The 19,051-nt window shown below is 71.2% G+C and carries 15 protein-coding genes and 1 pseudogene; 5 read left to right on the top strand and 11 right to left on the bottom strand.

Annotation, left to right across the window (positions count from 1 at the left end; all coding sequences use genetic code 11):
* Positions 1-30: 30 nt before the first annotated feature.
* Positions 31-1,218 carry a sulfotransferase family protein gene (locus ACFXI4_RS26890; protein WP_384995472.1) on the top strand — a complete coding sequence of 396 codons (1,188 nt, stop codon included), beginning with the start codon at positions 31-33 and terminating at the stop codon, positions 1,216-1,218.
* Positions 1,219-1,242: 24 nt separating this feature from the next.
* On the opposite strand, the pseudogene ACFXI4_RS26885 reads toward ACFXI4_RS26890, so the two are convergent.
* Positions 1,243-1,531, bottom strand: a pseudogene (locus tag ACFXI4_RS26885) (hypothetical protein); the annotation flags it as partial.
* Between the two features lie 12 nt (positions 1,532-1,543).
* On the opposite strand from ACFXI4_RS26885, the gene ACFXI4_RS26880 reads away from it, so the two are divergent.
* Positions 1,544-1,846 carry a hypothetical protein gene (locus ACFXI4_RS26880; RefSeq protein ID WP_384995504.1) on the top strand — a complete coding sequence of 101 codons (303 nt, stop codon included), beginning with the start codon at positions 1,544-1,546 and terminating at the stop codon, positions 1,844-1,846.
* A 45-nt stretch (positions 1,847-1,891) separates the two neighbouring features.
* Positions 1,892-2,623 (top strand): dienelactone hydrolase family protein, encoded by a 732-nt coding sequence (locus tag ACFXI4_RS26875; RefSeq protein WP_384995469.1) that lies wholly within the window; start codon positions 1,892-1,894, stop codon positions 2,621-2,623.
* A gap of 93 nt (positions 2,624-2,716) precedes the next feature.
* Here ACFXI4_RS26875 and ACFXI4_RS26870 read toward each other — a convergent pair whose 3' ends face one another.
* From ACFXI4_RS26870 to ACFXI4_RS26860, 3 genes are all read right to left on the bottom strand, one after another.
* On the bottom strand, positions 2,717-4,165 hold the full coding sequence (locus tag ACFXI4_RS26870; RefSeq protein ID WP_362731467.1) for an aldehyde dehydrogenase family protein: 1,449 nt from the start codon (positions 4,163-4,165) through the stop codon (positions 2,717-2,719).
* A 175-nt stretch (positions 4,166-4,340) separates the two neighbouring features.
* A complete protein-coding gene (locus tag ACFXI4_RS26865) occupies positions 4,341-5,906 on the bottom strand; it encodes a PucR family transcriptional regulator (protein ID WP_384995466.1) in 1,566 nt (521 codons plus the stop codon).
* A 131-nt stretch (positions 5,907-6,037) separates the two neighbouring features.
* Positions 6,038-8,206, bottom strand: a complete 2,169-nt coding sequence (locus ACFXI4_RS26860; RefSeq protein ID WP_384995464.1) for an ATP-binding protein — start codon at positions 8,204-8,206, stop codon at positions 6,038-6,040.
* A 307-nt stretch (positions 8,207-8,513) separates the two neighbouring features.
* Between ACFXI4_RS26860 and gabT the strand changes: the two genes are divergently transcribed.
* Both gabT and ACFXI4_RS26850 read left to right on the top strand, forming a co-directional pair.
* Positions 8,514-9,848, top strand: coding sequence for a 4-aminobutyrate--2-oxoglutarate transaminase (gene gabT, locus ACFXI4_RS26855; protein WP_384995462.1), 1,335 nt, complete (start codon positions 8,514-8,516; stop codon positions 9,846-9,848).
* A 222-nt stretch (positions 9,849-10,070) separates the two neighbouring features.
* The gene (locus ACFXI4_RS26850) at positions 10,071-10,937 is read left to right on the top strand and encodes a phosphatase PAP2 family protein (RefSeq protein WP_384995460.1); all 867 of its coding nucleotides are present in this window, start codon (positions 10,071-10,073) and stop codon (positions 10,935-10,937) included.
* On the opposite strand, the gene ACFXI4_RS26845 is transcribed toward ACFXI4_RS26850, so the two are convergent.
* The 7 genes from ACFXI4_RS26845 to ACFXI4_RS26815 all read right to left on the bottom strand — a co-directional run bounded on the left by ACFXI4_RS26845 (position 10,876) and on the right by ACFXI4_RS26815 (position 19,021).
* A complete protein-coding gene (locus ACFXI4_RS26845; RefSeq protein ID WP_384995458.1) occupies positions 10,876-12,645 on the bottom strand; it encodes a chitinase in 1,770 nt (589 codons plus the stop codon). The two genes, ACFXI4_RS26850 and ACFXI4_RS26845, sit on opposite strands and share 62 nt — an antisense overlap.
* A 216-nt stretch (positions 12,646-12,861) precedes the next feature.
* Complete coding sequence (locus tag ACFXI4_RS26840) at positions 12,862-13,308, bottom strand: hypothetical protein (RefSeq protein WP_362716238.1); 447 nt, start codon at positions 13,306-13,308, stop codon at positions 12,862-12,864.
* Positions 13,309-13,435: 127 nt separating this feature from the next.
* Entirely contained in the window at positions 13,436-14,863 is a 1,428-nt protein-coding gene (locus tag ACFXI4_RS26835) for an NAD(P)/FAD-dependent oxidoreductase (RefSeq protein ID WP_384995455.1), read from the bottom strand.
* 33 nt (positions 14,864-14,896) lie between these two features.
* Positions 14,897-15,697: an ABC transporter permease gene (locus ACFXI4_RS26830; protein WP_384995452.1), complete on the bottom strand. Its 801-nt coding sequence runs from the start codon at positions 15,695-15,697 to the stop codon at positions 14,897-14,899.
* A complete protein-coding gene (locus ACFXI4_RS26825; RefSeq protein ID WP_384995449.1) occupies positions 15,698-16,630 on the bottom strand; it encodes an ABC transporter permease in 933 nt (310 codons plus the stop codon). It abuts the gene before it with no gap.
* Positions 16,630-17,778 carry an ABC transporter ATP-binding protein gene (locus ACFXI4_RS26820; protein ID WP_384995447.1) on the bottom strand — a complete coding sequence of 383 codons (1,149 nt, stop codon included), beginning with the start codon at positions 17,776-17,778 and terminating at the stop codon, positions 16,630-16,632. Before ACFXI4_RS26820 ends, ACFXI4_RS26825 begins: the two co-directional genes overlap by 1 nt.
* 7 nt (positions 17,779-17,785) lie before the next feature.
* Positions 17,786-19,021 (bottom strand): PotD/PotF family extracellular solute-binding protein, encoded by a 1,236-nt coding sequence (locus ACFXI4_RS26815; RefSeq protein ID WP_384995445.1) that lies wholly within the window; start codon positions 19,019-19,021, stop codon positions 17,786-17,788.
* Positions 19,022-19,051: the final 30 nt, after the last annotated feature.

The raw sequence follows: 19,051 nt of genomic DNA, 5'->3' as shown, positions 1-19,051 counted from the left end.
CTCCTGTTCCCCCCGAAGGGCCCCGTCGCCGTGTCCTTTGCGCCGTTCCCCCTCACGCTGGCCAATCTGCTGCTCGGACCCGCCTCCCGCAGCCGCCGCACACCGGACCGGACCTTCGAGCGACTGCTCGACGCGGCCGGATGGACGGAGGGCGACGAACCGTTCGCCGACGGCTTCCGTCACCTGCTGCGATGGTGGTCCGGCGCCGAACACCTCACCCCCGTCGGCTGGCTGTCGGCGCGCGGCCACATCGGCCGGCACCTCGCCAACCGGGCTCGCGTCCGCCGGCTGCTCGCCGAACACCCCGGGATCGAGCGGGAGTCCGTCGACCGGCCGGTGTTCGTGGTGGGCCTGCCCCGCACCGCCACCACGCTGACGCACGGCGTGCTCTCCCTCTCCGCGGACCACCGCTGCCCGCTGCTCTGGGAGCTGCTCACCCCCGGCCTCGAACCGGGCCCCGAGAAGCGGCGGAAGGCGATCGCCGCCGCCCGCCGCCTGGTCGGCGGGATCGATCTCTTCGCCCCGGGCTTCCGCCATGTCCACCACCTGCGCCCGGCGGGCCCGGAGGAGTGCACCTTCGCACTGCCGCACACGGTGATGCCGCTGTCCCAGGCGGTGATCCCGGAGTACCTGTCCTGGCACGAGAGCCATGACTTCGTGGCCGACTACCGGTATCTCAAGCAGATCTACCAGGTGCTCCAGTACGGCCGCCCGCGCCGCCGCTGGGTGCTGAAGTCCCCGCTGCACCTGGAGAACCTGGACGCGCTGCGCGCGGTCTTCCCGGACGCCACCATCGTGTGGACGCACCGCGACCCGGCCACCGCCGTGGCCTCGTTCTGCAGCCTGGTCGAGCACGGCATGGCGGTCAGCACCCGGCCCCTCGACCTGAACGGGATCGGCGCCACCTGGCTGGAGCTGCTCAGCCGCTCGGCCGCCCGCGGCCTGGCCGCCCGGGCGCGCATCCCCGGCGAGGCGCTGGTGGACGTGCCGTACACCTGGCTCGGCACAAACCCGGCGGCGGGCGCCCCGAAGCTCTACGCGGCCGTCGGCGCCCGCTGGACCGAGGCCGACGCGGCCCGCCTTCCCGCCGTCGCCGCCCGTCCCCGTGGCACCCGCGTCCACAGCTACGACCTGGCCCGCTACGGCCTCACCCGCGCGGACGTCGACGCGGCCTTCGCGGACTACAACGAGCTGCGCGCACGGGTCGACCGGGCATGACCGTGCGGGACCGGCCCGCTCTGCTCAACCCCCGCTGACGGTCAGGCTGTTGGCGGTGACGTTCAGGCCACCGGACGAGCTGGTGATCTCGTAGCCGAACTGCACGTCGCCGAACCAGCCCTTGGTGTCCTTGATCCACTACAGGACCGGCAGGATGCCGACCGTGCCGGAACCGGAGTTGGAGCCGGATGAACGAGTAGACGTCGTCCGAGCCGTTGTTGTCCTTGTAGACGGTCCGGGTGTTGCCGCCCGGGGTGAGCGTGCCCTGCGAGGTGCCGAGCGGGCCGACGGCTCCGGTCTTGTCGACCCAGAGACGAGCGTACGGGTGTCGGGCTCGCTGGAACTCGCCCTGGACCGCAGGCCGTCGGCGGCCGTGCTGACACTCGCCGAGCCGACACCCGGTCCGTACGCCTACGTCACGCCGACCGCGGGCTTCGCCGCCACGGGCGTGCACGACATCCGGCTGCGGCTGCGCGGCCGGTGGCGGGAAGGGCCGGCGAAAACCCGTTGGCGGACCACGGCGGCCCCTGCTACGTTCCTGACGGCCGTGCGAGAGAACCAGGAGGTGGTACCCGTGAACACACTGACGACATGGGTGCTCCCCTCCGGGGTCACGGCCGGGCGATAGGTCGTCCGGGAGCGCCGCTCACGCGCATTCCCGAAAGGCACGGCCATGCGTCTCACCTCGGAGCGACGCCTCGACGACGGCGTCCTCGAACACACATTCACCCTCGGCGATGTCCCGGGCATCCTGTGGACACCCGGATCCGTGTCCGGACCGGTGCCGCTGATCCTGCTCGGACACCCCGGCGGACTGCACCGGATGCACCCCCGGCTGGTGGCCCGGGCCCGGCACTCCGCGGCGGACGGTTTCGCCGCGGCCACCATCGAGCTCCCCGGAAGCGGTGACCGGCCCCGCTCCCCGGCCCTGGAGGAGGCCCGCGCCGACCTGCGTCGGGCGCTGGAGGCCGGCGAGCCGGTCGGCGACGACATCGTGGACCGGCTCGTCCTCCCGCTGGTCGGCCAGGCGGTCCCGGAATGGCGGACCGCCCTGGACGCCCTCCTCGCGCTGCCCGGGATCGGCGGCCCGGTCGGCTACTCGGGGGGAGTGATCTCCGTCGGGACCCGGCTGGCGGCGGTCGAGCCGCGCATCACGGCCGCCGTGCTGTTCGCCGGGAGTTTCGTACCCCGCGCCATCTTCGAGGAGGCCCGTCGGGTCACCGTTCCGCTGCACGTCCTGCTGCAGTGGGACGACGAGGGCAACGACCGGCAGGCGGCCCTGGACCTGTTCGACGCCTTCGGCTCCAAGGAGAAGACGCTGCACGCCAACATGGGCGGGCACACCGGCGTCCCGCAGTTCGCGGGGGACGCCGCGGCCCAGTTCTTCGCCCGGCACCTGAGGTGACGCCGGGCCGAGCGGCCGGACGCGGCTGAGGTACACCAGCGGCCGGAGCCCCCGCACAGCGGGCTCCGGCCGTGGTGTCCTGTCCGTGGCAGGTCAGAGGGCGAGGCCGGTGAGGACCAGGACCCGCTCGTAGGTGTAGTCGTCCATCGCGAACTTGACGCCCTCGCGGCCCACACCGGACTGCTTGGCGCCCCCGTACGGCATCTGGTCGGCACGGTAGGAGGGGACGTCACCGATGATGACACCGCCGACCTCAAGGGCGCGGTGGGCGCGGAAGGCGGTCTGCAGGTCGTGGGTGAACACGCCTGCCTGGAGGCCGTACTTGGAGTCGTTGGCGGCGGCGAAGGCCGCGTCCTCGCCGTACACCTTCTGCACGGTGAGGACGGGCCCGAAGACCTCCTCGCAGGAGATGGTGGTGTCGGCCGGGACCTCGGTGAGAACGGTCGGCGCGAAGGCGGCGCCGTCGCGGTCGCCGCCGGTGACCAGGGTGGCGCCGGCCTCCACGGCCTCCTTCACCCACGCTTCCACGCGCTCCGCGGCGGCCTCGCTGACCAGCGGGCCGACGTCGGTCTTCGCGTCCGCGGGGTCACCGGTGACCTGGGCCTCCACGGCGGCGACGATGCGCGGGAGCAGCCGGTCGTAGACGGACGCGTCGGCGATGACCCGCTGCACGGAGATGCAGGACTGGCCGCCCTGGTAGTTGGAGAAGGTGGCGATGCGGGTGGCCGCCCAGTCCAGGTCGGCGTCGCTCGCCCAGTCGCCGAGGACGACGGCCGCGCCGTTGCCGCCCAGCTCCAGCGTGCAGTGCTTGCGCGGGACCGAGTCCATGATCGAGTAGCCGACCTTCTCGGAACCGGTGAACGAGATGACCGGGAGCCGCTCGTCCTGGACGAGGGCGGCCATCTTGTCGTTGGCGACCGTGAGGATCGACCAGGACCCGGCCGGCAGGCCCTCGGTCTCGGCGAGCAGGTCACCGATGATCAGGCCGGACAGCGGGGTGGCGGGCGCCGGCTTGAGGATGATCGGCGCGCCGGCGGCGATGGCCGGGGCGATCTTGTGGGCGCAGAGGTTGAGCGGGAAGTTGAAGGGGGCGATACCGAGGACGACGCCCTTCGGGAACCGGCGGGTCAGCGCGAGCCGGCCCTGGCCGCCGAGGTCGGTGTCGAGCCGCTGGGCCTCGCCGCTGTTGAAGCGCCGGGCCTCCTCGGCGGCGAACCGGAACACGGAGACGGCGCGGCCGACCTCGCCGCGCGCCCACTTGATCGGCTTGCCGTTCTCGGCGGAGATCAGCTGGGCTATCTCCTCGGTCCGCTCGGCCAGACGCCGGCTGACGTGGTCGAGGGCGGCGGCGCGTACGTGGGCCGGGGTGGCGGCGAACTCGTCCCGTACGGCGTACGCGGCGGCGACGGCTTCCTCGACCTGGGCGTCGGTGGGCACGCTGACCCTGCCGACGAGGCGCCCGTCCCACGGGCTGGTGACGTCGAAGGTGTCCTCGCCGGTGACCTGACGGCCGGCGAGCCAGAAGGCGTGGGTGGCGGTCATGAGAGTCCCGGCCCTTCCGCGTGTGGGGATGTTCTTGGCTTTCGAGCTCCACCGTAGGCGCGGGAAGGAGAAGCGGCGCTTGTCCGGGGTGTAGTGGTGGGGAGTGGGGGTGCGCCTCTTTGTCAGGGACGCACGGACTGTGTTCTCCAGGGCTCCGGGGGTTCTCCGGCGCCGGTCACTCCGTCGAGGTCGCCTTGAGAGCCAGCCACAGCTCCATCCGGGCGTCCGGGTCGTCCAGGGAACGGCCCAGGATCTCCTCGACCCTGCGCATCCGGTACCTCAGCGTATGCCGGTGGACGCCCAGGTCGGCAGCGGCCGCGTCCCACTGGCCGTGCCGGGACAGCCAGGCCCGCAGGGAGGCCACCAGATCGCCGCGGCCCGTGGCGTCGTGCTCGTACAGCGCCCGCAGCAGGCCGTCCGCGAACGCCTTGACCGCGTCGTCGGCCAGCAGCGGCAGCACGGAACCGGCGGCCAGATGCTCGTGCTCGACCAGCACCCGGCCGCGCCGCCGGGCCACCGACAGTGCCTGTTCGGCCTGTTTGTAGGCGGCCGCCGCGCCGATCGGGCCGGACGGGGCGGACATCCCCATGACCAGGTCGTCCTCCGCGGCGGCGTCCTGCTCCGATACGGTCCGCGCGGTCTCGCGCGCCGCCGCGTGGTCGACGCACGCGCCCACCGCAGCACCGCCGTCGGCGGCCAGCACCACCAGCCGCTCTCCCTCGGGCACCACCAGCACCGCCTCCCCGGCGCGTGCGGCGGCCGACTCGACGGCCTCCGCGAGACCGGCGAGCAGCTCGCCGCCCGCGTCGGCGACGATCATCCGGAAGGGCGCGTCGAGAAGTCCGCCGTACAAATCCCCGGCGACCCACCGGGCGTGGTCCGGCTGGCCGGCGAGCAGCATGCGCAGCACCGCCGCGCCCACCCGCTGCTCGGCCTCGTGCAGCGAACGGGAACGTTCCGTCGTGAGCGTGAGCAGGGCGATGGCCGAGTGGACGGCGTACCGCTCGGCGGTGCCGAGGGCCGCCGCGGTGCCGACCGCCAGAGCGGCCCGGGGCCTGCGCCCGGTGCCGAGCGAGTGCAGCTCCACCCGGTCCTCGTTGTCCGGGGCGCCCACCACCGAGGAGGCCGGCGCCGGGCGCTCCCGCAGCCGTTCCACCTCGGCCGTCAGCCGGGCCGCCCGGCGGCCCGCCCACTCCGGTGCCGTGGCGACGACCGCGCCCGAGGCGTCGTAGAGCGCCGCCCAGCCGTTGACCTGCGCGGCGAGTGCGGCGAGCAGGCCCTCGGGACCGGCGCTCAGGGCCTGCCTGGTCAGTTCGCGCTGGGCGGCGAAACCCGCCGTCACCGCCCGGTACTGGTCGGCCGCGATCGCCGCCGACACGGCCTTGCTGATGGCGAGGAAGGGGGTGCGGCGCGGCACCTCCAGGAGCGGCAGGTTCTCCTGCTCGGCCGCGTCGACGAGGGCTTCCGGGATCTCGTCGTAGTTGACCCCGACGGCGAAGCCGAGGCCCACCACACCTGCTCCCACCAGGCGTTTCACATACCGGCGCATCGCCTGCGGATCGTCCGCGTCCAGCTTCAGCGCGGTGATCAGGAGCAGCTCCCCGCCCTCCATGTACGGCACCGGGTCGGCCAGCTCGCTGACATGGGCCCAGCGCACGGGCACGTCGAGGCGGTCCTCGCCCGCGCGCACGGTCAGTTTGAGCGCGGAATGGTGGACGAGCGAGGCGAGCGTCGGTGGCATCGGGCCGTCAGATCTTCTCTTGGGTCGGGAACACGTGATGACGTGCACAGAGGGCGGTGGGCCTTTGGCCGTCTCGTATGAACGACCTCTCTCGATTCTGCCTCACTGTACGGTCGCGTGTGCCCCCCTGTTCAAACCCGGCCGGCGCCACCCCTGAGGTCCACCAGCAGCGGCGGCGCGTGCTCGCCCTTGACGGAGGTCAGGGAGAGGACCGCATGGCCCGGAGGCACGCCGTGGGCGAGCTCGGAGGCCGACCAGCGTTCGCGCTCCACCTGGCGGACCGTGACCGCGCGGGCCGTGGGCGCCTTGCCGGTGATGACCTGGCGTACGGCGTGCAGCGCCTTGCCCGCCGGGGTCTCCGCGATGATCTGGCGGTCGGTCACGTCCCGGGCCTCGATCCACTCCTTGCCCCAGACCTCGGCGAAGTCCTGGCCGTCCCAGGGGGTCAGCCCGGAGAAGGCCATCCGGCAGCCGGCGGCACCCAGCAGCGGCCCGCGCAGGGGGCGCGGTACGTCGTCCAGGGTGCGCAGGGTCAGTGCCACGCCCGCGTTGGCCGACCGCAGCCGCTGGACAGCGCGTACCGCCTCCGGCGTCACCACGCCCGTCGCGTCGTCCAGGAGCAGGCAGGCGAAGAGCGAACGGTCGTCCCGGACCGTCACGCTCGTCGTGAACTGGGCGAGCACCAGCCGGGCCAGGATGCGGGAGGCGTCGGCGTGGCCGCGCTCGGGCAGGTCGATACGGACCCGGACCGGGTGGTCGAGGGCCTTGAGGGAGAAGGGCCGGGTCTGGCCGGAGGTGTCGAAGAACCCGGCGAAGGCCGGACGGTCGAGCAGGGCGAGACGGTCGGCCAGGACCGATCCGACGTCCCCCGGATGACCCATCTGCCGTTCCCTCGCGTCGAGTTCACGCAGCAGCGACTCGTGTCCGGTATCCGTCAGGGCCTTGCGGAGCGCGGCCATCGGGCCCGGGGCGCCGTCCAGGAGGCGGCGGAGCTCGGGTACGGAGGGGAAGCGGCCGTGGACCGCCCGGAACGGGCCGAGCAACTGGGCGAGGACGGTCGTGGAGCGGCGGCTGTCGCTGCCGGGGTGCGGGTCGGCGAGGTCGCCGACGAGGGCCTCGGCGAGTATGGCGGCGGCCTCGTCGGGGTCGCTGGTGCCGCCGTACAGGTCGAGGTCGTAGACGGACTCGGGGTGGGCGATACGGACCACGACGTCGTAGGAGTCGGCGGGTCCGAGTCCGGCGCCGGCCGCGCCGACGACGACCACCGAGGCGCGGCCGGCCAGCGCGTGCAGGCAGAGCGACTCGGCGAGCGGGCGCACCAGCGCGCCGGTCTTGCCGGAGCCGGCCGGGCCGACGGCGAGCAGGGAGGTGCCGAGCAGCTCGGGGCCGAGGGCGAGGCCGGTACCGCGGTAGAGGTAGGGGTTGCGGGGGTCGTCGGCGGTGGTGCCGAGCCGCACCTGACCGGTGACCAGGTCGTGCCGGGCGTGCCGGGCGGGCAGGTCGCGTTCCCCCGAGGGGTGCGGGCAGGCGGCGGCGCCGTCCTTGACCACGGAGGCGGAGAAGGAAGCCATGGTGTGCCGGCCGCTGCGCACGCCCTGCCAGGCCCGGGCGATCCGGGCCTGGTCCACGTCCCCCATCAGCCCGGCCCGGGCTTCGGCGGCCAGCCGGTCGGCGGCCTCCTGCGCCCCGGCGGCCCGCAGGTACGGCCACTGGGCGGGGTCCTGCTCGGGAACGGGCGGCCGCTCGACGGCGGGGGCACCGGCGGCCCGGGTCCAGGCCCGCGGGCCGTAGCGGCGCCAGACCTCGCCCCAGCGGCCCAGCCGGCCGACCACGAGCATGATGGCCAGGGCGATGAGTGTGTAGTAGGTGTACCAGAGGACGGCGTTGCCGACGCGGTCGTCGCTGTGCCGCCAGGAGTCCGGGGTGAACAGCTCCAGGGGCACCACCCACCAGCCGCCCAGATAGCCGTTCCACAGCAGCGACCAGAGCAGCCAGCCGACCAGGAACGCGATCAGCGCGCCGCTCAGCAGCTGCCGGGCCGGGATCCGCTCGGGCTCCTCCGCGGGCCTGGGCGTGTACCGGAACCGCCACACCCCGGGCGCGGCCTCCGGCCTCGGCGCCCGCAGCCAGCTCACGAAGGCCGAGCCGTCGGGCCTCGGAGGCGCCCCGGGCGGCAGGTGCGGCGTCCCCGGGGGCAGGCTCGGCCGCGGCGGCACCGGGCCCGCGTCCTGTGGCCCCGCCGGACGCGGCACAGGATGCGCGTGCGTGCCCCGCGGGTCCCGCGTCCCGTCGCTGTCCATCGCCCTTTCCCCCTGACCAGCCGTTCCGTCCACCGTCAGCGAGTCAATCTAACGCCCTCCGAAGGGGAGTTCACCGCTTACACGGCCGAGGAACCGTCGGCCGGATCCCCGCGTCGCACGGCGCCCTATGTCCACCACGGACAACGCCCTCTCCCGACAACACCCACATGGAGCATGCCCACCTCTCGTACCCGGCCCTAGCCTGCGAAGAAAGAAGGAGAGCGTCCGGATACGCACCGCCGGATCCGCCCCGGGGCCGCCGGACACGCACAGCGCCCCGGAACGCACGATTGATCAGGGAGCCCCCATGACCGCACTTCCGCAGGAGCGCCGCGTCGTCACCGCCATACCCGGCCCCAAGTCGCAGGAGCTGCAGGCCCGCCGCACCGCCGCGGTCGCGCAGGGCGTCGGTTCCGTGCTGCCGGTGTTCACCGCGCGCGCGGGTGGCGGCATCATCGAGGACGTCGACGGCAACCGCCTGATCGACTTCGGTTCCGGCATCGCGGTGACCAGCGTGGGCGCCTCCGCCGAGGCCGTCGTACGCCGGGCCGCCGCCCAGCTGGCCGACTTCACCCACACCTGTTTCATGGTCACCCCGTACGAGGGTTACGTGGCCGTCGCCGAGGCGCTGGCCGAGCTCACCCCGGGTGACCACGCCAAGAAGTCCGCGCTGTTCAACAGCGGCGCCGAGGCCGTCGAGAACGCCGTGAAGATCGCCCGCGCCTACACCAGGCGGCAGGCCGTCGTCGTGTTCGACCACGGCTACCACGGCCGGACCAACCTCACCATGGCCCTGACCGCGAAGAACATGCCGTACAAGCAGGGCTTCGGGCCGTTCGCGCCCGAGGTGTACCGGGTGCCGGTGGCCTACGGCTACCGCTGGCTCACGGGCCCCCAGAACGCCGGTGCCGAGGCCTCCGCCCAGGCCATCGACATGATCAACAAGCAGATCGGCGCGGAGAACGTGGCCGCGATCATCATCGAGCCGGTGCTCGGCGAGGGCGGCTTCATCGAGCCCGCCAAGGGCTTCCTGCCGGCGATCAGCCAGTTCGCCAAGGACAACGGGATCGTGTTCGTCGCCGACGAGATCCAGTCCGGGTTCTGCCGTACGGGTCAGTGGTTCGCGTGCGAGGACGAGGGGATCGTCCCGGACCTGATCACCACCGCCAAGGGCATCGCCGGCGGTCTGCCGCTGGCCGCGGTCACGGGCCGCGCCGAGATCATGGACGCCGCGCACTCCGGCGGCCTCGGCGGCACCTACGGCGGCAACCCGGTCGCCTGCGCCGGTGCGCTCGGTGCCATCGAGACCATGAAGGAGCAGGACCTCAACGCCAGGGCGAAGGCCATCGAGGCGATCATGAAGCCGCGGCTGTCCGCCATGGCCGAGAAGTTCGACGTCATCGGTGACGTCCGGGGCCGCGGCGCGATGATCGCCATCGAGCTGGTCAAGGACCGTACGACCAAGGAGCCGAACCCGGAGGCGACCGCGGCCCTCGCCAAGGCCTGCCACCAGGAGGGCCTGCTGGTCCTGACCTGTGGCACCTACGGCAACGTGCTGCGCTTCCTGCCGCCGCTGGTCATCGGCGAGGACCTGCTGAACGAGGGCCTCGACATCATCGAGCAGGCCTTCGCCCGGATCTGACCCACAGGCTTCACCCAGCCCGTCCACAGGAGGCCGAACCCCTGTGCCATGGCCGCCCCTCCCCTCCCACCTGGCGTGATCCGGGGGGCTGGGGCGGCCCCCGTCAGGCCGTGTGAAGAACGTGTGCGAGGTGGATGACGGGACGCGATTCCGCCTGTCGCCATGCCTGGCCCTGCCGTAGGTTCTACTCAGATGAGAGATACACCCCGCCCACAGGGGACTGTGGGCGACTTCAGGCCGGGGCCTCCCCAGCTTCGACCTGGTCGTGCCCTCGCGCACACAACCGGTGCCTCCGGCTCCGGATCTCCTCACCGATCGGACGGTCGCCCGCCCCAAACCCCCCGGGGCGCGCGGCGTTCCGATCCGGACGGCCGCCTCGGAACCACCCCCCCTGTTCCGGGGCGGCCGACCTCCTTTCTCGGCTTCCCCGGCCTTTCCCTCGCGGGACTCCTGGGGCTCGTGGCCCTTCCGGCCCTCCTCTTCGCGCTGGTCACCTGGCAGGTCGTGGCCCACGGCCCCCTGCTGCGCCTGGACAGCCGGCTGAGCGGCGCACTCGTCCACCCGGACCGGTTCTCCGAGCTGCTCTCCGACCTCGGCAACGCACAGGTCGCGGTGCCGGTCCTGGTGATCGTCATCGGATACGCCGCGATGCGCGGCCGCGCCACCGGTACAGACCGCTGGTGGCTGCCGCCCGCCGCGGCCGCCGTCCTGATGGCCCTGGTCCCGGCGGTCGTGGTGCCGGTCAAGGAGTGGACCGCCCGTCCGGGGACCCCCGTGGTGCCCCCGGCGGTCGGCTACTTCCCCTCCGGCCATACGGCGACGGCGGCGATCGCCTACGGCGGCGCGGCCCTGCTCCTCCTTCCCTGGCTCCGCTCCCGTGCCGCCCGCCGCACCGTCGTCACCGTCTGCGCGGCCCTGGTCCTCGCCGTCTCCTACGGTCTGGTCCGCCGCGGCTACCACTGGCCGCTGGACGTCGCGGCCAGCTGGTGCCTGTGCACGGTCCTGCTGACGGCCCTGTGGCCGGTGGTCAGCCGAAGTACGCGTCGAAGGTCTTCTGGAACTCCCAGTTCGAGAACCGGTCCCAGTTGACCGACCAGGTCATCAGGCCGCGCAGGGCGGCCCAGGTGCCGTGGGTCGTGTACGCGCCGCAGTTCGTCCTCCTGGTGAGGCAGTCCAGGGTCTTGGTGACCTCGGCCGGGGCGACGTAGCCGTTGCCCGCGTTGGTCGAGGCGGGCATGCCGATCGCGATCTGGTCCGGGCGCAGCGGCGGGAAGACGTTGTTCGCGTCGCCCGCCACCGGGAAGCCGGTGAGCAGCATGTCGGTCATGGCGATGTGGAAGTCCGCGCCGCCCATGGAGTGGTACTGGTTGTCGAGGCCCATGATCGGGCCCGAATTGTAGTCCTGGACGTGCAGCAGGGTCAGGTCGTCGCGCAGCGCGTAGATGACCGGGAGGTACGCCCCGCAGCGCGGGTCCTGGCCGCCGAACTTGCCGGTGCCGTAGAACTGGTAGCCCATCTGCACGAAGAAGGTCTCGGGCGCCATGGACAGCACGAACTTCGTCCCGTACCTGGCCTTCAGCGTCTTCAGCGCGGAGATGAGATTGACGACCACCGGGGTCGTCGGGTTCTTGAAGTCCGTGTCGTTCGTGTTCAGGGACAGCGAGTGGCCCTCGAAGTCGATGTCGAGGCCGTCCAGGCCGTAGGTGTCGATGATGGCCGAGACGGAGGAGACGAAGGCGTCCCGGGCGGCGACGGTGGTGAGCTGCACCTGGCCGTTGGCGCCGCCGATCGATATCAGCACCTTCTTGCCGGCCGCCTGCTTCGCCTTGATCGCCGCTTTGAAGTCGGCGTCGCTCTCGACGTTCGGGCACTCGGTGACCGGGCAGCGGTTGAAGCGGATGTCCCCGGAGGTCGCCGAGGTCGGCTCGCCGAAGGCCAGGTCGATGACGTCCCAGCTGTCGGGGACGTCGGCGATCCGGGTGTAGCCGGAGCCGTTGGCGAAGGAGGCGTGCAGGTAGCCGACCAGGGCGTGGGTGGGCAGATCACCGGAGCCTCCGGAGGAACCCGCGGTGGTGGTGGCCGTGACGGCGGCGGACTTCGCCGACTCGCCGGCGTCGTTCACGGCGGTGACCTGGAAGCTGTAGGCGGTGGAGGGTGCGAGACCGGTGACCGTGGCCGACGCCCCGGTCGCCGTCTGGACCTTGGTGCCGTCGCGGTAGATCGCGTAGCCGGTGGCGCCCGCGACGGCCGTCCAGGACAGACCGACGCTGGAGGAGCTGATCGTGCCGGTCCTCAGGCCGGTGGGCGCGGCGGGCGGCTGGCCGGTGCTGCCGCCGGGGCCGACGAGGGAGATGTCGTCGGCGTTGTAGGCGCCGGTGCCGTACCAGCCGTGGGTGTACAGGGTGACCTTGGTGGTGGCGGCGCCGGTGGTGAAGGTGGTGGTGAGTTTCTGCCAGTCGGGGGCGGACTGGGTCCAGGTGGAGACGTCGGTGGTCCCGGTGCCGCTCGCGCCGAGGTAGACGTAGGAGCCGCGGACGTAACCGGACAGGGTGTACTGCGCGCCCGGCTGCACGGTCACCGTCTGCGTGCACTGCGCGTTGTCGCTGCCGGCCGGGGTCGCCTGCAGTGCCGAGGCGCCGCTGTGCACGGGCGAGTTGACCGTCGTACCGGCCGTACAGCTCCAGTTGTCGAGACCGGACTCGAAGCCGCCGTTCCTGGCGAGGTCCGCGTCGGCCGCACGGGCGGCCGACGAGAGCGCGGTGATACCGGGTACGGCCAGCAGCAAGGCCGTGAGCATGGTGAGGACAGGTCTCGCGCGAACCACAAGTGCCTCCGTGAATGGGGGAATTGGAGGTGGGGTGTGCCGCGCTCAATTTGGTCCAGACCAATTTGCCTGTCAAGGGCTGCGGCAACGGACACCCCACGGACCTGCCGCCCCGCCAGGAGGCGCGGGAAACCGCGCGGACAACCGCCACACACCCGCGCCCGACCGGCGACCTCATACGAACGGCACCTAGTCACGGTCGGCCAGACCCGCCGCGGCCTCGTGCATCGCCAGCTCCAGCAGTGCCGGATCCGTCAGCGTCCCCGACCCGTCCGGCGCCACCAGCCACCGCACCCCCTGGGTCGACCGGCCGGGATACGGCACGACGATCCAGGTGCCGGCGCCCGCCGTGCGGATACCGGTGCCGAGCCACCGGGCGGCCGTGCCCGGCGGCACGAAGAAGCCCACCCGGCTGTCCCCGAAGTCGACCAGGACGGGCCCCGGCCGGTCGAGGACGCGGGTGAGCACGTCGAGGGTGGGGTAGCCGAGCTCGCCCGGCAGGATCAGCACGTCCCAGGCCCGGCCGGCGGGCAGCAGCGCGATCCCCAGGGGGTTGCGCTCCCATTCCCACCGGCACGCCTCGGGGTCAGGTGCGACGGATGCCAGCCATTCGACCGCCGTCTTCGCCCCAGTCATCAGAAGACCTCCCAGTCCCACTCGTCGACGCGGGCGTCGCGTCACGGGGAGAGAGGGAGGTCTTCCAGGAGCATTACGCGGGTTTCGTGACCCTTTCGGAGTGACCTGGATCACATCCACGGACGGGTCAGCTGTCGAAGCCGAGCCCTATCCGGTCCATCGCCCTGAGCCAGAGGTTGCGGCGGCCGCCGTGGGCGTCGGCGCGGGCCAGCGACCACTTGGTCAGCGCGATGCCGGTCCAGGCGAACGGCTCCGGCGGGAACGGCAGCGGCTTCTTGCGGACCATCTCCAGGCGGGTGCGCTCGGTCTCCTCACCGGCCAGCAGGTCCAGCATCACGTCGGCGCCGAACCGGGTCGCGCCGACGCCGAGACCGGTGTACCCGGCCGCGTACGCCACCTTTCCCTGGTGGGCGGTGCCGAAGAACGCCGAGAAACGGGAGCAGGTGTCGATCGCGCCGCCCCACGCGTGCGTGAAGCGGACACCCTCCAGCTGCGGGAAGCAGGTGAAGAAGTGCCCCGCGAGCTTGGCGTAGGTCTCCGGGCGGTCGTCGTACTCGGCGCGCACCCGGCCGCCGTAGTGGTGGATGGCGTCATAGCCGCCCCACAGGATCCGGTTGTCCGCGGACAGGCGGAAGTAGTGGAACTGGTTGGCCGAGTCGCCGAGGCCCTGCCGGTTCTTCCAGCCGATGGCGCCGAGCTGCTCGGCGGTGAGCGGCTCAGTCATCAGGGCGTAGTCGTAGACCGGCACGGTGTAGGCGCGGACCCGCTTGACCAGGTTCGGGAAGATGTTGGTGCCGAGCGCGACCCGCCGGGCCCGGACCGACCCGTACGGGGTGCGTACGGCCATGCCGGCGCCGTACGCCTTCAGTTCGAGGGCGGGCGTGTGCTCGTAGACCCGGACGCCGAGGGCGAGGCAGGCCTGCTTGAGACCCCAGACCAGCTTCGCCGGGTTGAGCATGGCCACGCCCCGGCGGTCCCACAGACCGGCCTCGAAGGTGGGCGAGTCGACCTGCGCGCGCAGCGCGTCGGCGTCGAGGAACTCGATGCCGTCCGCGAGGCCCTCGCCCTCCAGCTCCTGGTGCCAGTCGCGCAGTTCCCGGGCCTGGTAGGGCTCGGTGGCCACGTCGATCTCGCCGGTGCGCTCGAACTCGCAGTCGATGCCGTGCCGGGCGACGGCGGCCTCGATCTCGTCGAGGTTGCGCCGGCCCAGCTCTTCGAGGCGGTGGATCTCGCCCGGCCAGCGGGCCAGGCCGTTGGCCAGGCCGTGGGTGAGGGAGGCGGCACAGAAGCCGCCGTTGCGGCCGGAGGCGGCCCAGCCCACCTCACGGCCCTCCAGCAGAACCACGTCACGCCCCGGGTCGCGCTCCTTGGCGTTGAGCGCGGTCCACAGTCCGCTGTATCCGCCGCCGACGACCAGCAGGTCGCAGGTGTCGGGGCCGGTGAGCGCGGGCTCCGCGGGCGGCTTGCCGGGGTCTTCGAGCCAGTACGGGACCGGCCGTGCTTCGGAGAGAGACGTGGTCCAATCTGCCTGACGGCTCATGGCGCTTGGGGCCATGATTTCAACTCCCTACAGAGTTTTTCTGGTGCCTTATGCCTTTTGCCTGGTGCGGCGGTTGGTGAGGAGCATCGATACCAGCACGAGCAGTACCGCGACCAGGAACATGGCCGTACCGATGACGTTGATCTGGACGGGTGTACCGCGCTGCGCCGAACCCCAGACGAACATGGGGAAGGTGACGGTGGAGCCCGCGTTGAAATTGGTGATGATGAAGTCGTCGAAGGAGAGCGCGAAGGAGAGCAGCGCGCCCGCCGCGATTCCGGGGGCCGCGATGGGGAGGGTGACCCTGACGAACGTCTGCACCGGTCCGGCGTAGAGGTCCCGGGCAGCCTCCTCCAGGCGCGGGTCCATCGACATCACACGCGCCTTGACCGCGGTGACGACGAAGCTGAGGCAGAACATGATGTGGGCGATCAGGATCGTGTAGAAGCCCAGCTGGGCGCCCATGTTCAGGAAGAGGGTGAGCAGCGAGGCCGCCATGACGACCTCGGGCATCGCCATCGGCAGGAAGATCAGCGAGTTCACGGCGCCACGGGCCCGGAACCGGTAGCGGACCAGTGCGAAGGCGATCATCGTGCCGAGGAGCGTGGCGCCGATGGTCGCCAGGGCGGCGATCTGAAGGCTGATGGAGAGCGAGCCGCACATGTCGGCGACTCCGCACGGCTGTTTCCACGCGTCGAGTGAGAACTGCTGCCACTCGTAGTTGAAACGCCCCTTCGGTTTGTTGAAGGAGAACACCGTGACGATGACGTTCGGAAGCAGCAGATATCCGAGGGTGAGCAGTCCCGCGATGACGACGAGACGCTTCTTGAGCCAGTTGACGAAGGGCATTTAGACCAGATCCTCCGTCCCGGACCGGCGAATGTAGATCGTGACCATGAAGAGGATCGCGGCCATGAGGATGAAGGAGAGCGCGGCCGCCGTCGGATAGTCGAGGATCCGCAGGAACTGCGTCTGGATCACGTTTCCGATCATGCGGGTGTCGGTCGAGCCGAGGAGTTCGGCGTTGACGTAGTCACCGGCCGCCGGGATGAAGGTCAGCAGCGTGCCGGAGACCACGCCGGGCATCGACAGCGGGAAGGTGACCTTGCGGAAGGTCGTCCAGGGCTTCGCGTACAGGTCGCCGGCCGCCTCGTGCAGCCGCCCGTCGATCCGCTCCAGCGAGGTGTAGAGCGGCAGGATCATGAACGGCAGGAAGTTGTACGTCAGACCGCAGACCACGGCGAGCGGTGTGGCGAGGACCCGGTCGCCGGCCGTCCAGCCGACGAAGTCGGTGACGCTCAGGATGTGCAGCGAGTTCAGGACGTGCACGACCGGGCCGTTGTCGGCGAGGATCGTCTTCCAGGCCAGGGTGCGGATCAGGAAGCTGGTGAAGAACGGCGCGATCACCAGGATCATGATCAGGTTCCGCCAGCGGCCCGCCCGGAAGGCGATGAGGTACGCCAGCGGGTAGCCGAGCAGCAGGCAGAGCACGGTCGCCGCGGCCGCGTAGAAGACGGACCTCAGGAACTGCGGCCAGTACTCGCTCAGCGCGTCCCAGTAGGTCGCGAAGTGCCAGGTGACCTTGTAGCCCTCTTCCAGGGAACCCGTCTGGACGGACGTGGACGCCTGGTAGATCATCGGCAGCGCGAAGAAGATCACCAGCCAGAGCAGGCCGGGCAGCAGCAGCCAGTACGGCGTGAAACGGCCCCGCTTGCGCGGGGGCTTCGTCGCCTCGGGTTCGGCGGGCGCCAGGGGCGGCGGCGCCTCGGAGAGCGTGGCCATCAGGCGGCTTCCTCCTCGGTGCCGGCGTCGATGTCCTGGGCGGCGTCGAGACCGAAGGTGTGGGCCGGGCTCCAGTGCAGGACGACGTCGGCCCCCGGGACCAGCCGTCCGTCGCGGTCGACGTTCTGCACGTACACCGCGAACTCGGGGCAGACCGCGCTGTCGATGACGTACTGCGTGGAGACGCCGATGAAGCTGGCGTCGGCGATCTTGCCGGTGATCCGGTTGCGGCCCTCGGGGATGGAGCCGGCGTCGTCGGCGTGGGTGAGGGAGATCTTCTCGGGCCGGATGCCGACGAGTACCTTGCCGCCCGTCGTGGTGGGCGCGGAACATCGTGCCTCGGGCAGGACGAGCTTGCCGCCGCCGGCCTTGAGCACGATGTCGTCGCCGCTCTTCGTGTCCACCTCGGCCTCGATCAGGTTCGAGGTGCCGAGGAAGTTGGCGACGAAGGTGGTGTTGGGGTTCTCGTACAGGTCGGTGGGCGAGCCGAGCTGCTCCACCCGTCCCGCGTTCATCACGGCGACGGTGTCGGCCATGGTCATGGCCTCCTCCTGGTCGTGCGTGACGTGGACGAAGGTGATGCCGACCTCGGTCTGGATCCGCTTGAGCTCCAGCTGCATCTGGCGGCGCAGCTTGAGGTCGAGGGCACCGAGCGGCTCGTCGAGGAGGAGCACCTTGGGGTGGTTGATGAGCGCCCGGGCCACCGCGACGCGCTGCTGCTGGCCGCCGGAGAGCTGGTGCGGCTTCTTGCGCGCCTGCTCACCGAGCTGGACCAGCTCCAGCATGTCCTCGACCTGCTTCTTCACGCTCTTGATGCCGCGCCGGCGCAGGCCGAAGGCGACGTTCTCGAAGATGTCGAGGTGCGGGAAGAGCGCGTAGGACTGGAAGACCGTGTTCACCGGCCGCTTGTACGGCGGCAGACGGGTCACGTCCTGGTCGCCGAGGTGCACGGTGCCGCTGGTCGGCTCCTCCAGGCCCGCGATCATGCGCAGGGTGGTGGTCTTGCCGCAGCCGGATGCTCCGAGCAGGGCGAAGAAGGAGCCCTGGGGCACGGTCAGGTCCATCGGCTTCACGGCGGTGAAGCCGTTGTCGTAGGTCTTGCCGATACCGGTGAGGCGGACGTCGCCGCTGCTGTCTGTCGTCGTCATGGTGTCGTCACGCCCCTGTGAGCTTCGCGAACTTCTGCTGGTAGGCCGTCTCTTCCTTCGAGCTCAGGGCGCGGAAGGCATGGGACCTGGCCTGCATGGCCTTGTCGGGAACGATCAGCGGGTTGCTCGCCGCCCCCTTGTCGATCTTGGCGAGGTACGGCTGCACGTCCGCGACCGGACTGACGTAGTTGACGTAGGCCGAGAGTTCCGCGGCCGGTTCCGGTTCGTAGTAGTAGTCGATGAGCCGCTCGGCGTTCGTCTTGTGGCGCGCCTTGTTGGGGATCATCAGGTTGTCGGTGGACGTCATGTAGCCGCTGTCCGGGATGACGTACGCGACGTCCGGGTTGTCGGCCTGGAGCTGTACGACGTCACCGCCCCAGGCGACGCAGGCCGCCAGGTCGCCCTTGCTGAGGTCGGAGGTGTAGTCGTTGCCGGTGAACCGGCGGATCTGCCCCTTGTCGACGGCCTTCTGGAGCCGGGCGATCACCGCGTCGTAGTTGTCGCCGGTGAACCTGCCCGGGTCGATGCCCATGTCGAGCATGGTCATGCCGACGGTGTCCCGCATCTCGGTCAGCAGCCCGACCCGGCCCTTGAGCGCGGGGTTGTCGAGGAGGTCGGAGACCGACTTCACCTCGACGCCGTCCAGGGCCTTCTTGTTGAAGGCGACGACGGTCGAGATGCCCTGCCAGGGGTAGGAGTAGGCCCGGCCCGGGTCCCAGTCGGGGCTGCGGAACTGGTCCGTCAGATTGGCGAAGGCGTGCGGGAGGTTCGACGCGTCCAGTTTCTGGACGTAGCCGAGACGGATCATGCGGGCGGCCAGCCAGTCGGTGAGGACGATCAGGTCCCGGCCGGTGTCCTGGCCCGCGGCGAGCTGCGGCTGGATCTTGCCGAAGAACTCGTCGTTGTCGTTGATGTCCTCGGTGTACTTGACCGTGATCCCGGTCCGCTTGCGGAACGCGTCAAGGGTCGGGTGGGTCTTCCCGCTGTCGTCGACGTCGATGTACTCGGGCCAGTTGGAGAAGTTGACGACCTTCTCCTCGGCCGAGTGGTCGTCGGCGGAGACACCGCCCTGGGACTTGCCGGCCGCGGGGATGCCGCAGGCGCTCAGCACCCCGGCGCCGCCCACCGCGAGCGCACCGCCCAGGAACGACCGGCGGGCCAGGGCGGCCCGGCCGGTGCGGAGGCTGCGCCGCATCGCGGCCGCTACGACCGGCGAAAGGCGGTCGGGCTCGTACTGCCTCATGCGCTTGATGCCCTTTCGGGAAGAGGGCCG

Origin of the sequence: Streptomyces sp. NPDC059224 (assembly GCF_042754285.1) — a bacterium.
GTDB lineage: Bacteria > Actinomycetota > Actinomycetes > Streptomycetales > Streptomycetaceae > Streptomyces.
This window is presented reverse-complemented; position numbering and strand designations above follow the sequence as displayed.